The organism is Mycobacterium lacus (assembly GCF_010731535.1).
Taxonomy (GTDB): domain Bacteria; phylum Actinomycetota; class Actinomycetes; order Mycobacteriales; family Mycobacteriaceae; genus Mycobacterium; species Mycobacterium lacus.
On the sequence record NZ_AP022581.1, the window covers coordinates 3,150,198 to 3,163,924 of the forward strand.

Here is a 13,727-nt window from a genome sequence, read left to right on the forward strand (position 1 = left end):
ACCAACGCGCCGACCAATTACTACGAGCATTCCGGCGGTATCCATAGCGTCCGACGGTAGCCTTCGCACAGCTCAGCCGTCAAATCCGGGGCCGTCATCCGATCGCACCGACGGCACAATCCGGGCGATGGAATGATGCCAGGGTGGTTACTGGCTCGCCGGTGGTGATCAAGGTGTCGCCGATGGCGCACTTCGCCGTCGGATTCCTGACCCTGGGCCTGCCGGTGCCGGTGCTGACCTGGCCGGCGACCGCCCCCCTGCTCGTCATCCCGATGCTGTTGTCGGCTCTGATAATCCGGCAGCGCACGGTCGCCGATGATCAGGGCGTGACCGCACGGACGCTACTGGGCAGCCGGACCGTGTCCTGGGACGAGATCGACGGGCTGCGCTTCAACAGGGGCTCCTGGGCACGCGCCCGGCTCAAGAGCGGTGCGGAACTGCGATTGCCCGCGGTGACGTTTGCGACCCTGCCGCTGCTGGCCGAGGCCAGCTCGGGACGGGTCCCCAACCCGTACGGCCCGTGGTGATCGCGAGCGCGGCGTAGCCGGGCGAAGCGGGTCACCACCATCGACGCCCGTGGTGATCGCGAGCGCGGCGTAGCCGGGCGAAGCGGGTCACCACCATCGACGCCCGTGGTGATCGCGAGCGCGGCGTAGCCGGGCGAAGCGGGTCACCACCATCGACGCCCGTGGTGATCGCGAGCGCGGCGTAGCCGGGCGTTAGGCGAGCGGATTGACGCCGTTGAGCACCACCCACACGCCGATACCGGCGGCAACGCCACCGAGGAGCGCGACAAATGACCCGATGAAAGGCCGATAGGCCCAGCCACGGCCGGCATCGAGGCCGTAACGTCCGGGACCGGCCAAGATGACGGCGACGGCCATGACGATCAAGCTGATCTGGTATTCGTGGCCGTCCGGCAGGAAGTACGAGAAATGCGGGTGCGGCCGCGCCGCGAGGGTAGCGAGCAGGCCGTTGATCAGGAACGCCAACGCGCCCGCAGCGGCCAGCGGTGTGAACAATCCGAGCACCAGAAGCACCCCAGCGGCGATCTCGCCACCGGCACTCACGTAAGCGAGGACGTCGGCGTGTTGGTAGCCGACGTCGGACAACGAGTGCTTGAACCCAGTCAGCCCCTGACCATCCCACCAGCCGAACAGCTTCTGCAGTCCGTGGGCGCCCAGCACCACTCCCAGCCCAACCCGCAAGATCAGCAGACCGAGGTGCTGGGTTCCACGCCGACCGACGGCGCGCAGCCGCTCGTCGCGCGCTTCCGGATCGATCTCGACGGGCTCCAGCGCAGCGTGCCGGGCCGCGGGCTGGGGCTGGACGTACGGCAACGGCTCCTGCTGGTCGATCAAGTTGTATCCCGTGCCGGCGGAGACACCCGCGTTTGCGGGGTCGTACGGCGGGATGACGGTGGTGGTACCAAACTCACCTGGATACCCGACTGGTGTCAGGTCGTCTTCGGGGTCGACTACGCTGGCCGAGACGGGACGTCCCGGGATTGACTCCGGTGAGTCGCCCGGCCGCCGCCAATGCGATTCGTTCGATTGACTGGTCACGCGTGCCAGGGTAAGGGCATTTAGTCCCGTATTGGGGATTTGAGCGGCGCTTTCGCCAGACAAATCCGCATCTGGACCGCCAAGAGCCCGCCAAACCGCCCAGATCGGGCCCCAGACGGGCGTGACGGGAGCCATGCGTCGACCATTCCCGTAGCCTGTCGATCATGCGGATAAGACGGTCGGTTCGATACGGGCTTGCCGCGCTGTGCGCGGCAGTGCTGGCATCGAGCGGCTGCGCCCGCTTCAACGACGCCCAGTCCCAGCCGTTCACGACCAACCCGGAACTGCGGCCCCCGCCCAGCTCGACGCCTCCCCCGCCGCCGCCACTGCCGCCCACGCCTTTCCCCAAGGCATGTCCGGCCCCCGGGGTCATGCAGGGCTGCCTGGAAAGCACCAGCGGCCTAATCATGGGCATGGACAGCAAGACCGCACTGGTCGCCGAACGCGCCACCGGGGCGATCAAGGAGATTTCCATCAGCGCCGAGCCGAAGGTGAAGATGGTCATCCCGGTCGACCCGTCCGGTGATGGCGGCTTGATGGACATCGTGCTCTCACCCACCTACAACCAGGACCGGCTGATGTACGCCTACGTCAGCACGCCCACCGACAACCGGGTCATCCGGATCGCCGACGGCGACGTCCCGAAGGACATCCTGACCGGGATCCCCAAGGGCGCCGCCGGGAACACCGGGGCGCTGATCTTCACCAGCCCCACCACGTTGGTGGTGATGACCGGCGATGCGGGCAACCCGGCGATGGCGGCCGATCCCAAATCATTGGCAGGTAAGGTGCTGCGGATCGAGCAGCCCACCACCATCGGGCAGGCGCCGCCGACGACGGCGCTGTCCGGCGTCGGCTCGGGCGGCGGCCTGTGCATCGATCCCGTCGACGGCTCCCTGTACGTCGCCGACCGCACTGCCACCGCGGACCGGCTGCAGCGCATCACCAAGAAGTCGGAGGTCTCCACCGTGTGGACCTGGCCCGACAAGCCCGGCGTGGCCGGGTGTGCGGCCATGGACGGCACTGTGCTGGTCAACCTGATCGACACCAAGTTGACCGTGGCGGTCCGGCTGGCGCCGTCGACCGGTGCCGTCACGGGTGAACCCGACGTGGTCCGCAAGGACACTCACGCGCACGCGTGGGCACTGAGGATGTCGCCGGACGGCAACGTCTGGGGCGCGACCGTCAACAAGACCGCCGGTGACGCCGAGAAGCTCGACGACGTGGTGTTCCCCCTGTTCCCGCAGGGTGGCGGCTTCCCGCGGAACAACGACGACAAGACCTGACGCGCCCGGTCACGGCACGTCGAGTGTGAACCTCACGCCGCCGTATCGGCGTGTCTCTTCGCCCCTTTCGCGGTTGTAGAACCGCTGCTGCGCAGCCTCCTGACCGGGGTCGATATCGTCAACCTCAAAATCGAGGTCGGAGAGGTAGAGCAGGTCTTCCGTGCACTCCGGAGCCCACACACTCACGGGCTCCAACAGGTAGGCCACATAGTCCCCGACTTCACTGCGACTGGCCGTCCTGCCGACAAACCAGGCCACCGCATCGTCGAGAATCGGCATCCCGTAGGGGCCGGCGCGCCACCTGCAACGCATGAATGGGTCGATCTCTTCGTCGGTTTGGTTGGCGAACAGTCCGGCGAGCACATGCTGGCGCTGTGCAAGCACGTGGACCGCGAGGTGCTCGGATCGGCTCGCCACCTCGGCGATGTCGGCGTTCCTCGGCAGACCGACCATAAAACTCGGGGGGAGCACGCTCGTTTGGGTGGCGAAGCCGACGAGACAACCCGAAGGGTGACCGTCGGCCTGGGTCGTCACCACGAACACTGGGCCGTCCAGCATGCCCATCAAGTCGTCGAACGCTTCACCGATCACATGACCATCATGAATGCGTACGACGCGTTGCAACACTGGTTCCGAGCGATCGGTCGGCAAGTTCGACGTACGCCGCCTGGTAGCGGTGTCGTGCAAACCATGAAACGCCACGCCCCTGCACTGGCAGCGGTCAATCCGCTAGCGGCCCCGCCACCGATGACAGTGGCGCGACGGGCGGCAACGGCGGCCCCAACGTGATCGGCGGCACCGGAGGACACGGCGGCACCGCGCAGGTCACGGGCAGCGGCGACCCGCCGTCACCGGCGACGCCGGCGCCAACGGCACCACCGGCGCCGACGGTACCAGCGGTTAGCGCTAACCCTGACCGCAGGCCGCCAGGACGAGTTCGCGCACCCGCGCCGCGTCGGCCTGCCCGCGGGTGGCCTTCATCACCGCGCCGACGATCGCGCCCGCCGCGGCCACCTTGCCGCCGCGAATCTTTTCCGCCACATCGGGATTGGCGGCCAAAGCCTCAGCGACTGCGGCCTGCGTCAATGAGTCGTCGCGCACCAGCGCCAAGCCGCGGGCCGTCATCACCTGCTCGGGCTCGCCTTCACCGGCCAACACACCCTCCACGACCTGGCGGGCGAGCTTGTTGGACAGCTTGCCCTCCTCGACCAGCGCCACCACGTCGGCGACCTGCGCGGGGGTGATGGCCAATTCGTCGAGGCCGACGCCGGCCTCGTTGGCCTTCTGCACCAGGAAGTTTCCCCACCAGGCGCGCGCTTCCTTGCTGGACGCGCCGTGCTTGACGGTCTCGGCGACCAATTCGACCGCGCCGGCGTTGACCAGGTCGCGCATCACCTCGTCGGAAACACCCCATTCTTGCTGAATCCGCTTGCGGGTCAACCACGGCAGCTCGGGAATGGTCTGGCGCAGCCGCTCGACCAGCTCGCGGCTGGGCGCTACGGGTTCCAGGTCCGGCTCGGGAAAATAACGATAGTCCTGTGCCGTCTCCTTGGTGCGACCTGGGCTGGTGTACCCGGCCTCGTGAAAGTGCCTGGTTTCCTGGGTGATCCGGCCGCCGGCCACCAAGATCGCGGCTTGGCGCTGCATTTCGTAACGGACGGCCACTTCGACGCTTTTCAGTGAGTTGACGTTCTTGGTTTCGGTGCGGGTGCCGAACTCGGTCGTTCCGATCGGCTTCAGGGAGACGTTGGCGTCGCACCGCATCGAGCCCTGGTCCATCCGCACGTCGGATACATCCAGCGCTCTCAATAGGTCTCGTAGCGCAGTCACGTAGGCGCGGGCAATCTGCGGTGCCCGGGCCCCGGTTCCCACAATGGGTTTGGTGACGATTTCGATGAGCGGCACGCCGGCGCGGTTGTAGTCGATCAGCGACGTCGTCGCGCCGTGGATGCGGCCGGTCTCGCTGCCGATGTGAGTCAGCTTGCCGGTGTCCTCCTCCATGTGCGCCCGCTCGATCTCCACACGCCAGGTGGTGCCATCGTCTAGTGGCGCGTCGAGGTATCCGTTGATGGCGATCGGCTCGTCGTACTGCGAGATCTGGTAATTCTTGGGCATGTCCGGGTAGAAGTAGTTCTTCCGGGCAAAGCGGCACCAGGGCACGATCTCGCAGTTCAGCGCCAGCCCGATCCGGATGGCGGACTCCACCGCCGCCCGGTTGAGCACCGGCAGCGAGCCGGGCAGGCCCAGACACACCGGGCACACCTGAGTGTTCGGTTCGGCGCCGAATGTGGTGGCGCAGCCGCAGAACATTTTGGTGACGGTGGACAGTTCGACGTGCACTTCGAGTCCCAGCACTGGGTCAAAGCGCGCGACGACGTCGTCGTAGTCCAGCAGGTCAGCCCCAGCAGCCTTGGGTGCCCCGGCAGCAACAGTCATGGATCCGATCCTAGTGGTGATCGCGAGGCCGGCGGAGCCGGGCGAAGACCGGCTAGCGGGGACGCAAATGTATCCGAGATCCCGCGGCAAGGTCGCGCTCTCTACCCTTGCCGGCGAACATGTCGGCCAACGCCGCCGCCATCTCCAGGTAGCTGCGTCGACTTTGCTTGCTCAGCCGGTCCAGGCCAATCTCTTCGCCTGCATGTATAGGCCGATCGAACGGCAACGCCACCGTGGCGGGCACCTGGGCGGACAACTGCTCAAGTTCCTTCGCGGCCAAAGTATTCGGCTTGGCCAGTTCGGTGTGGTTGATCGCCAGCACCGTCGAGGTAAGCAATCGCTGATATCCGTTGTTACGCAACCACTCTTCCAGGGTGATTCTGGTTTCTCTATCGCGTCGATAGAGGTGTTGCTGACCACCACCAAGGCCCGTGGCGCCGGCAGAACCGCTTCCATGACACCGGACTTCAGCGCCTTGACGCAGTCCACCAGCACCACCGAGTAATGGTTCCTCAGAATCGAAAACACTTTGACCACGTCGAAGCGCTCGATACGCCAATTGGTGTTCGCATATTCCGGTAGACCAAGCACTTCCAGCCCGCAGCTGTTCATGTATGTATGCGCGCGCACATCGAGATACCCCGTGACCGAATCGTCCCTGAGGATGTCGACCATATTGAGTCGGCTCCGGCGACCATGCCGCTCGGACAGATCGCCACCATCGATGTCGACGGCGATGACCCGGTCGTCGCGCACGTCGGCGAAAGTTGACCCGAGCGCCTCAACGACCGTGGTCTTGCCGACCCCACCTTTGAGGTTGAGGACCGCGATAGGAAACGCGCTCTCGACGACTGCGCGGATGCGCTCGCGCAGCCTGAGTTCGTCACGTCAAGTCTTTGCTTGGCCCAAGGTCGATCCTGGTGAGGCGGATAGATCAGGTCTCGCCAGCCCAATCCCGCGGAGCCCGCGGTAACCCGCTGATCGAGGCCGTCGAGCGCCGTCCCGCCCGGGATCCGCTCACGACGGACCGGTGTCTGCAGCTGCGTTGCCGACGGGGTCGGTGCGCGGGACCGAGACCACCCGGGGGACTCGCGGCGCTGGGGCGCATCTGCCACGCAGGGCCGCGGCACCGTAGTGGACGCCCGGTCGGTAACGCGCCAGCTTGGCGAGGGCGCCCGACGAGCGGCCCGCGTGAGATCTCCGCGAGAATGACCGCGGTTGCTCATGGTTGACGGTATAGCCGTTCAGATTGTCCGAAAACCGAAAACCAGCGAATACCACACCGCATTCAGCCAGTCGTTAAGCCCGCGTTCGACGAATTCGGGGCTAACCGAAGAACGCCGCAGCATCGTCGTAGCGGCTCGGCGGCACCAGTTTGAGCTGGCGCACCGCATCGGCCAGCGGAACTCGGCCGATGTCCTGCCCGCGCAGCGATACCATCTGGCCGTATTCGCCCGCATGCGCGGCGTCGGCCGCGTTGACGCCGAACCGGGTGGCCAGCACCCGGTCGAAGGCCGTCGGGGTGCCGCCCCGCTGGACGTGGCCCAGCACGGTCACCCGGACGTCCTTGTTGATGCGCTTTTCCACCTCGAGCCCGAGCTGCGCCGCGACCCCGGTGAAACGCTCATGGCCGAACTCGTCAAGCCCGCCCTCACGCAACTGCATTGACCCCGGAATCGGCTTGGCTCCTTCCGCCACCACGCAAATGAAGTGCGAGTCGCCACGCTGAAAGCGTCGCTTAACGAGCCTGCATACCTCTTCGACGTCGAAGGGCTGTTCGGGGATCAGCGTCATGTGAGCGCCGGACGCCAGCCCGGAGTTCAGCGCGATCCAGCCGGCGTGCCTCCCCATCACCTCCACCAGCATCACCCGCTGGTGGGATTCGGCGGTGCTGTGCAACCGGTCTATGGCCTCGGTGGCCACCGTCAACGCGGTGTCGTGGCCGAAAGTTACGTCGGTGCAGTCGATGTCGTTGTCAATGGTCTTCGGCACGCCGACCACGGGGACGTTCTCCTCCGACAGCCAGTGCGCGGCGGTCAGCGTGCCTTCGCCGCCGATAGGGATGAGCACATCGATGCCGTTGTCGTCCAGGGTTTGCTTGATCTGCTCCAACCCGGCGCGCAGCTTGTCGGGATGCACCCGCGCGGTGCCCAGCATGGTTCCGCCCTTGGCCAGCAAGCGGTCGTTGCGGTCGTCGTTGCGCAGCTGCATGCGCCGGTTCTCCAGCAACCCGCGCCACCCGTCCTGGAATCCGACCACCGACGAGCCGTACCGGGCGTCGCAGGTGCGCACCACCGCCCGGATGACGGCATTAAGCCCGGGGCAGTCCCCGCCCCCGGTGAGAACTCCGATCCGCATGCCTTCATCTTGCCTCGTGCCGGGTGAGTGGCGCGAGCAGTCGCAAAAGCACCCAAAACGGCACGTTTTGGGTGCTTTTGCGTCTTTTCGCGCTAGATGGCGCTCGGCAGCGGGCCGCGGGCGGCCTCGTAGGAGGCACCCACCCGATACAACCGGTCGTCGGCCAACGCGGGCGCCATGATCTGCAGCCCGACCGGCAGCCCGTCGTCCGGGGACAGCCCGGACGGCACCGACATGCCGCAATGGCCGGCCAGGTTCAGCGGCAACGTGCACAGGTCGAACAGGTACATCGCCAGCGGATCGTCGACCTTCTCGCCCAGCCGGAACGCGGTGGTCGGGGTCGCCGGCGACACCAGCACGTCGACCGACCGGTAGGCCTCGTCGAGGTCGCGCGCGATCAACGTGCGCACCTTCTGCGCCTGGTTGTAGTAGGCGTCGTAGTAGCCCGCCGACAACGCGTAGGTGCCGATCATGATGCGGCGCTTGACCTCCGGCCCGAAACCGGCCGCCCGGGTCAACGCCATTACCTCTTCGGCACTGTGGGTGCCGTCGTCGCCGACCCGCAGCCCGTACCGCATCGCGTCGAAGCGCGCCAGGTTGGACGACACCTCCGACGGCAGGATCAGGTAATAGGCGGCCAACGCGTGATCGAAATGCGGGCAATCGACCTCGCTCACCTCGGCGCCCAGCGCGGTCAGCTGCTCGACAGCGGCCTGAAACGACGCCAAGACGCCCGGCTGATAGCCCTCACCGCGCAGCTGCTTGACCACCCCGATGCGCACGCCGCGCAGATCACCGGCCGCGCCGGCCCTGGCCGCGCCGACGACGTCGGGCACCTCGGCGTCAATCGACGTCGAATCGCGGGTGTCGTGCCCGGCGATCACCTGATGCAGCAGCGCGGTGTCCAGCACGGTGCGCGCACACGGGCCACCCTGATCCAGCGACGACGCGCACGCCACCAGCCCGTAGCGCGACACCGTGCCGTAGGTGGGTTTGACGCCGACCGTCGCGGTCAGCGCGGCGGGTTGACGGATGGAGCCCCCGGTGTCGGATCCGATGGCCAGCGGCGCCTGATACGCGGCCAGTGCCGCCGCGCTGCCGCCGCCGGACCCACCGGGCACCCGGTCGAGGTTCCACGGGTTGCGGGTCGGGCCGTAGGCGGAGTTCTCGGTGGACGAGCCCATCGCGAACTCGTCCATGTTGGTCTTGCCCAGGATCGGTAAGCCGGCCGCGCGCAGCCGCGCGGTCAGGGTGGCGTCGTAGGGAGATCGCCAGCCCTGCAGGATCTTGGACCCGCAGGTGGTGGGCATGTCGATCGTGGTGAAGACGTCCTTGAGCGCCAGCGGCACCCCGGCCAGCGCCGAAGGCAGCTGTTCACCGGCGGCCAGCTTGTTGTCGACGGCGGCCGCGGCGCCAAGCGCCTCGTCGGCGGCCACATGCAGGAACGCATGATACCGGTCGTCGGTCGCCTCGATCTGGTCCAGGTAAGCCTGGGTGATTTCGGTGGATGACAGCTCTTTGGCGGCGACCTTGGCGGCCAGCGTGGCGGCGTCGGATCGGATGATGTCCGTCACTCTTCGTCTCCCAGGATTTGGGGGACGGCGAAGCGGCCGTCGACGGCTTCGGGCGCCTCGGCCAGCGCCTCCTGCTGCGTCAGGCACGGTGTCGTCTCGTCCGCGCGGGTGACGTTGACGTCCTTGAGCGGGTTGTCGGTCGGTTCGACGCCGGTGACGTCGACGGCCTGGATCTGGCTGACGTGGGTCAGGATGGCGTCGAGTTGACCGGCGAAGCTGTCCAGCTCGGCCTCGGTCAACGCCAGCCGGGCCAGCCGGGCCAGGTGGGCTACCTCGTCGCGGGAGATCTGGGACACGAGCGAAAAGCCTAGCCCGGCGGCTCGGATCGTTAAGAGTAGGCCGGAACGGCCTGAGGTGGGGGCACCACCCGCTTGCGGGGGCGAGCCGGGCACTCAGGCTAGGGGAGTGTGAAGCCGGCCGACGCGACCCAGAGGGAGCCGGGCAATCCAACGCTGCCGAAATGCCGTGGATACATCGCTGTGCGACAGTGTTGGCCGTGCGTTCTTATCTGTTGCGCATCGAGCTAGCCGACCGACCTGGCAGCCTGGGGTCGCTGGCGGTCGCGCTCGGTTCGGTGGGTGCCGACATCCTCTCGCTCGACGTCGTCGAGCGCGGCAACGGCTATGCGATCGATGACCTGGTGGTCGAACTGCCCCCGGGAGCGATGCCCGACACCCTGATTACCGCCGCGGAGAAACTCCCCGGCGTCCGGGTCGATAGCCTCCGCCCACATACCGGCCTGCTGGAAGCGCACCGCGAGCTGGAGCTCCTCGACCACGTCGCAGCGGCCGGGGACAATGCGTCCAGGTTGCAGGTTCTGGCCGACGAGGCGCCCCGGGTGCTGCGGGTGAGCTGGTGCACGGTGTTGCGCAGTTCCCACGGCGAGCTGCGCCGGCTCGCCGGCAGTCCGGGTGCGCCGGAGACTCGGGCTGATTCGGCGCCGTGGCTGCCGATTGAGCACGCGGCGCCGCTGGACGGTAATGCCGAGTGGGTGCCGCAGGCATGGCGCGACATGGACACCACGATGGTGGCGGCACCGTTGGGCGACCCGCACACCGCGGTGGTGCTGGGCCGTCCGGGGCCCGAATTCCGGCCTTCGGAGGTGGCTCGGCTGGGCTATCTGGCCGGCATCGTGGCGACCATGCTGCGCTGATCGGTCATTGGCTGGAGAGCAACTCCCCGAGCACGTCATGGTTGCGCTGCAACCAGTCCGCCTCTTCACCGGGCGCCGGCATGATCAGCCCGGCTTCCATGATCGAGGTGGGGTCGACTTCGTTCAGGCCGATCAGCAGCGAGCGAGCGTCCTGGCCGGTGATCGACACCCACGCTTGCGACAGTTCGGTGAGCAGTCGCGCCCGCGTCTCGCGGTCCCGGCCTGCGCGAATGTTCCCGTTGATCACCGAACACGTGTTGGGTTTGCCGGCGGTGAAGTATGCCGCCGGGTCGTACTCGACGAACAAGACGTTGACGAATCCGCGGGGTGCACCCGTTACGGTGCAATGAATTTCGGTGATGGCTTCGGCCAATGCGGAGCGGTTATCCGCGCTGAGCGATCCTGCTGGAACGACACATTGATACAGCGGCATCAGCCACTATGGCACGCCTGCTGCTTCGGTGTCACCAGGCCCTTCCGCCAAGAGCCTTCGGAACCCGTCCTCATCGAGAATGGGCACGCCCAACTGCACCGCTTTGTCGTATTTGGATCCCGGGGAGTCGCCGGCGACAACGTAGGAGGTCTTCTTTGACACCGATCCGGCGGCCTTGCCGCCGCGCGCCACGATTGCCTCCTTGGCGTCGTCGCGGGAAAAGCCGGTCAGCGAGCCCGTGACCACGATGGTCAGCCCGGCCAGGGTGCGTGGGACGGTGGCGTCGCGCTCGTCGACCAGTCGAACCCCGGCCGCGCGCCACTTGTCGACGATCTCGCGGTGCCAGTCGACGGTGAACCACTCGGTGACCGCGGCAGCGATGGTAGGTCCCACACCCTCCACCGCGGCCAGCTGGTCAGTGGATGCGGCGATAATCGCGTCGAGACTGCCGAACTCGGTGGCCAGTGCGCGGGCGGCCGTCGGGCCGACATGGCGGATCGACAACGCCACGAGCACCCGCCACAGCGGTGCGGCCTTTGCCTTGTCGAGGTTGGCGAGTAGCCGTTTGCCGTTGGCCGACAAGTCGCCGGCCTTGGTCCGGAAGAGTTCGGTGCGCAACAGGCCGTCTTCGGTGAGGGCAAACAGGTCGCCCTCGTCCGCGATCACGTGTGTCTGCAGCAGCTCGACCGCGGCCTCATAGCCCAGCACCTCGATGTCCAAGGCGTTTCGGCTGGCGACGTGAAATACCCGCTCCCGCAATTGCGCCGGGCAGCCGCGGGCATTGGGGCAGCGAATGTCGGCATCGCCTTCCTTCTCCGGCGCCAACGGGGCGCCGCACTCGGGACATGTTGTGGGCATGACGAATTCGCGCTCGGACCCGTCGCGCAGGTCGACCACGGGACCCAGCACCTCGGGGATCACGTCGCCAGCCTTGCGGATCACCACGGTGTCGCCGATCAGCACGCCCTTGCGCTTCACCTCCGAGGCGTTGTGCAGCGTCGCCTGCCCCACCGTCGACCCGGCGACCTTCACCGGCGTCATGAACGCGAACGGCGTGACCCGCCCGGTGCGACCGACGTTCACCCGGATGTCGAGCAGCTTGGTCTGCGCTTCCTCGGGCGGGTACTTGTAGGCGATGGCCCAGCGCGGAGCCCGCGAGGTGGAACCCAGCCTGCGCTGCAGCGCCATCTCGTCGACTTTGACTACCACACCGTCGATTTCGTGGTCCACCTCGTGGCGATGCTCGCCCCAGTAGTCGATGCGCTCCCGCACGCCGGCGATGTCGTTCACGACGGTGGTGTGCTCGGAAACCGGCAGCCCCCAGGCCCGCAATGCCAGATAGGCTTCGTGCTGCGTGGCCGGGCGAAAGCCTTCGGTGTGCCCCAGCCCGTGGCAGATCATCCGCAGCTTACGGCGCGCCGTAACCGCAGGGTCTTTCTGACGCAGCGATCCCGCCGCGCTGTTGCGAGGGTTGGCGAACGGCGCCTTGCCCGCCTCGACGAGGCTGGCGTTGAGCGCCTGGAAGTCCTCCAGCCGGAAGAACACCTCGCCGCGGACCTCGAGAACCTCGGGCACCGGGTAATCGTCGCTGGCGCTGAGCCGTTCGGGGACGTCGTCGATGGTGCGGGCGTTCAGCGTGACGTCCTCGCCGGTGCGCCCGTCGCCCCGGGTCGCCGCCGCGGTCAGGCGTCCGCCCCGGTAGACCAGCGACAATGCGACACCGTCGATCTTGAGCTCACATAGATAGTGCGCGGCCCCGATGTCCGGGCCGACCTCCGCACGGATGCGGGTGGCCCAGGCGTCGAGTTCCTCCGTGCTGAATGCATTGTCCAGGCTGAGCATTCTGTCCAGGTGGTCAACCGGCTCGAACTCGGTGGCGAAGCCGGCGCCGCCGACCAGCTGGGTGGGTGAGTCGGGGGTGCGCAGCTCGGGGTACTGCTCCTCGAGGGCCTCCAGCCGGCGCACTAGGGCGTCGAACTCCGCGTCGGAGATGATCGGCGCGTCCCGCACGTAGTAGCGGAACTGGTGTTCGCGCACCTCCTCGGCCAGCTCCTGCCACTCGCGCAACACTTCTGGGCGCAACACCTCAGGCGAAGTCACCCTGGCAGGCTATCGAAACCGGCTGACACAGCCGAGATTGCCGTGATGGTCGTGCCCGGTCGCCCAGCCACAGCCGTGGTGGCAATCTCGACGAGATCAGTCCTCGGCCTCCTCTTCGACATGAGCCCGCAGACGATCCACCGCGGCGTCCCACTTGCGCGACAGCTGGGTGAGGAAATCGCTAGCCCAGGCCAGCGGCGCGGTCTGCACAGTCCAGAGGCGCTCCCGGCCGCGTCGCGTGCTGGTGACCAATCCCGCGGACTCTAACAGTTGCAAATGCTTGGTGACCGCCTGCCGACTGACCGGAATCGCCCGTTTGACTTGAGACGTTGAGCTCGGGCCGAGATCGCAGAGCCGGACGATGATGCGCAGCCGATGCGGGTCCCCGAGCGCATCGAAGAGCGGTGCCGCGACCGTGCTCACACCCGGGTTTCTTCCAAATACCTACGCACCAGGCCGGTTTGGATGGCCCAGCCCTCGGAATTGGCCTCGAACGAGGTGGAGCGGCGCGCCTCCGGAATGGCGGATGGCTATACGGCAACGGCGGCAAGGGCGGCATGGGTGGCAACGCCACCGTCGCCGGCCAGGCCGGCGGCGACGGCGGTGACGGCGGCATCGGCGGCCACGGCGGCGCGGGCGGACTATTCGGCGGCCAGTCGGGCAGCGCCGGCCTGGGCGGCGCCGGCGGTCAGGGCGGGACGGGCGGCGTCGGGGGCGCGGGCGGTGCCGGCGGCAAGGGCGCCATCAACGGCATCACCGGCAGCACCGGCAATCAGGGCGCCACCGGAACTACGGGCGCAGCCGGACGTCCGGGCTGACGCG

14 protein-coding genes and 1 pseudogene are annotated in these 13,727 nt (G+C 67.3%); 4 read left to right on the forward strand and 11 right to left on the reverse strand.

What is annotated here, in order from left to right:
* The first annotated feature begins 182 nt into the window (after positions 1 to 182).
* On the forward strand, positions 183 to 527 hold the full coding sequence (locus G6N24_RS14355) for a PH domain-containing protein (RefSeq protein ID WP_085157766.1): 345 nt from the start codon (positions 183 to 185) through the stop codon (positions 525 to 527).
* Between the two features lie 192 nt (positions 528 to 719).
* Here the strand turns inward: G6N24_RS14355 and G6N24_RS14365 are convergent, their stop codons facing one another.
* Positions 720 to 1,565: a DoxX family protein gene (locus G6N24_RS14365; protein ID WP_085157654.1), complete on the reverse strand. Its 846-nt coding sequence runs from the start codon at positions 1,563 to 1,565 to the stop codon at positions 720 to 722.
* Between the two features lie 164 nt (positions 1,566 to 1,729).
* Between G6N24_RS14365 and G6N24_RS14370 the strand changes: the two genes are divergently transcribed.
* On the forward strand, positions 1,730 to 2,851 hold the full coding sequence (locus G6N24_RS14370) for a PQQ-dependent sugar dehydrogenase (RefSeq protein WP_085157652.1): 1,122 nt from the start codon (positions 1,730 to 1,732) through the stop codon (positions 2,849 to 2,851).
* A 9-nt stretch (positions 2,852 to 2,860) separates the two neighbouring features.
* On the opposite strand, the gene G6N24_RS14375 is transcribed toward G6N24_RS14370, so the two are convergent.
* From G6N24_RS14375 to gatC, 7 genes and pseudogenes are all read right to left on the reverse strand, one after another.
* Positions 2,861 to 3,415 carry a flavin reductase family protein gene (locus G6N24_RS14375; RefSeq protein ID WP_275997168.1) on the reverse strand — a complete coding sequence of 185 codons (555 nt, stop codon included), beginning with the start codon at positions 3,413 to 3,415 and terminating at the stop codon, positions 2,861 to 2,863.
* Positions 3,416 to 3,757: 342 nt separating this feature from the next.
* Positions 3,758 to 5,287, reverse strand: coding sequence for an Asp-tRNA(Asn)/Glu-tRNA(Gln) amidotransferase subunit GatB (gatB, locus tag G6N24_RS14380; protein WP_085157650.1), 1,530 nt, complete (start codon positions 5,285 to 5,287; stop codon positions 3,758 to 3,760).
* A 52-nt stretch (positions 5,288 to 5,339) separates the two neighbouring features.
* Positions 5,340 to 5,648, reverse strand: a complete 309-nt coding sequence (locus G6N24_RS24710; protein ID WP_232070569.1) for a hypothetical protein — start codon at positions 5,646 to 5,648, stop codon at positions 5,340 to 5,342.
* Between the two features lie 110 nt (positions 5,649 to 5,758).
* A pseudogene (locus G6N24_RS24715) lies at positions 5,759 to 6,160 on the reverse strand (AAA family ATPase); the annotation flags it as partial.
* Positions 6,161 to 6,613: 453 nt separating this feature from the next.
* A complete protein-coding gene (locus tag G6N24_RS14390; protein WP_085157648.1) occupies positions 6,614 to 7,645 on the reverse strand; it encodes an ATP-dependent 6-phosphofructokinase in 1,032 nt (343 codons plus the stop codon).
* Positions 7,646 to 7,737: 92 nt separating this feature from the next.
* The gene (gene gatA / locus G6N24_RS14395; protein ID WP_085157646.1) at positions 7,738 to 9,219 is read right to left on the reverse strand and encodes an Asp-tRNA(Asn)/Glu-tRNA(Gln) amidotransferase subunit GatA; all 1,482 of its coding nucleotides are present in this window, start codon (positions 9,217 to 9,219) and stop codon (positions 7,738 to 7,740) included.
* Positions 9,216 to 9,515, reverse strand: coding sequence for an Asp-tRNA(Asn)/Glu-tRNA(Gln) amidotransferase subunit GatC (gene gatC / locus G6N24_RS14400; protein WP_085157644.1), 300 nt, complete (start codon positions 9,513 to 9,515; stop codon positions 9,216 to 9,218). Before gatC ends, gatA begins: the two co-directional genes overlap by 4 nt.
* Positions 9,516 to 9,715: 200 nt before the next feature.
* On the opposite strand from gatC, the gene G6N24_RS14405 reads away from it, so the two are divergent.
* Positions 9,716 to 10,372 carry an ACT domain-containing protein gene (locus tag G6N24_RS14405; RefSeq protein WP_139822226.1) on the forward strand — a complete coding sequence of 219 codons (657 nt, stop codon included), beginning with the start codon at positions 9,716 to 9,718 and terminating at the stop codon, positions 10,370 to 10,372.
* 4 nt (positions 10,373 to 10,376) lie between these two features.
* Here the strand turns inward: G6N24_RS14405 and G6N24_RS14410 are convergent, their stop codons facing one another.
* From G6N24_RS14410 to G6N24_RS14420, 3 genes are all read right to left on the reverse strand, one after another.
* Positions 10,377 to 10,805: a tautomerase family protein gene (locus G6N24_RS14410; protein WP_085157640.1), complete on the reverse strand. Its 429-nt coding sequence runs from the start codon at positions 10,803 to 10,805 to the stop codon at positions 10,377 to 10,379.
* 6 nt (positions 10,806 to 10,811) lie between these two features.
* Positions 10,812 to 12,905 (reverse strand): NAD-dependent DNA ligase LigA, encoded by a 2,094-nt coding sequence (gene ligA / locus G6N24_RS14415; protein WP_085157637.1) that lies wholly within the window; start codon positions 12,903 to 12,905, stop codon positions 10,812 to 10,814.
* 96 nt (positions 12,906 to 13,001) lie between these two features.
* Entirely contained in the window at positions 13,002 to 13,328 is a 327-nt protein-coding gene (locus G6N24_RS14420) for an ArsR/SmtB family transcription factor (RefSeq protein WP_085157634.1), read from the reverse strand.
* A gap of 38 nt (positions 13,329 to 13,366) precedes the next feature.
* Here G6N24_RS14420 and G6N24_RS25390 point away from each other — a divergent pair, with 38 nt between their 5' ends.
* Positions 13,367 to 13,723 (forward strand): hypothetical protein, encoded by a 357-nt coding sequence (locus G6N24_RS25390; RefSeq protein ID WP_179963433.1) that lies wholly within the window; start codon positions 13,367 to 13,369, stop codon positions 13,721 to 13,723.
* Positions 13,724 to 13,727 lie beyond the last annotated feature (4 nt).

What these genes read in the sequence shown, in the direction of transcription:
- G6N24_RS14355 (WP_085157766.1), top strand. Translation starts at nt 183, where the DNA reads ATGGCGCACTTCGCCGTCGGATTCCTGACCCTGGGCCTGCCGGTGCCG.
- G6N24_RS14410 (WP_085157640.1), bottom strand. Translation starts at nt 10,805, where the DNA reads ATGCCGCTGTATCAATGTGTCGTTCCAGCAGGATCGCTCAGCGCGGAT.
- G6N24_RS14375 (WP_275997168.1), bottom strand. Translation starts at nt 3,415, where the DNA reads ATGGGCATGCTGGACGGCCCAGTGTTCGTGGTGACGACCCAGGCCGAC.
- G6N24_RS14390 (WP_085157648.1), bottom strand. Translation starts at nt 7,645, where the DNA reads ATGCGGATCGGAGTTCTCACCGGGGGCGGGGACTGCCCCGGGCTTAAT.
- gatB (WP_085157650.1), bottom strand. Translation starts at nt 5,287, where the DNA reads ATGACTGTTGCTGCCGGGGCACCCAAGGCTGCTGGGGCTGACCTGCTG.
- G6N24_RS14370 (WP_085157652.1), top strand. Translation starts at nt 1,730, where the DNA reads ATGCGGATAAGACGGTCGGTTCGATACGGGCTTGCCGCGCTGTGCGCG.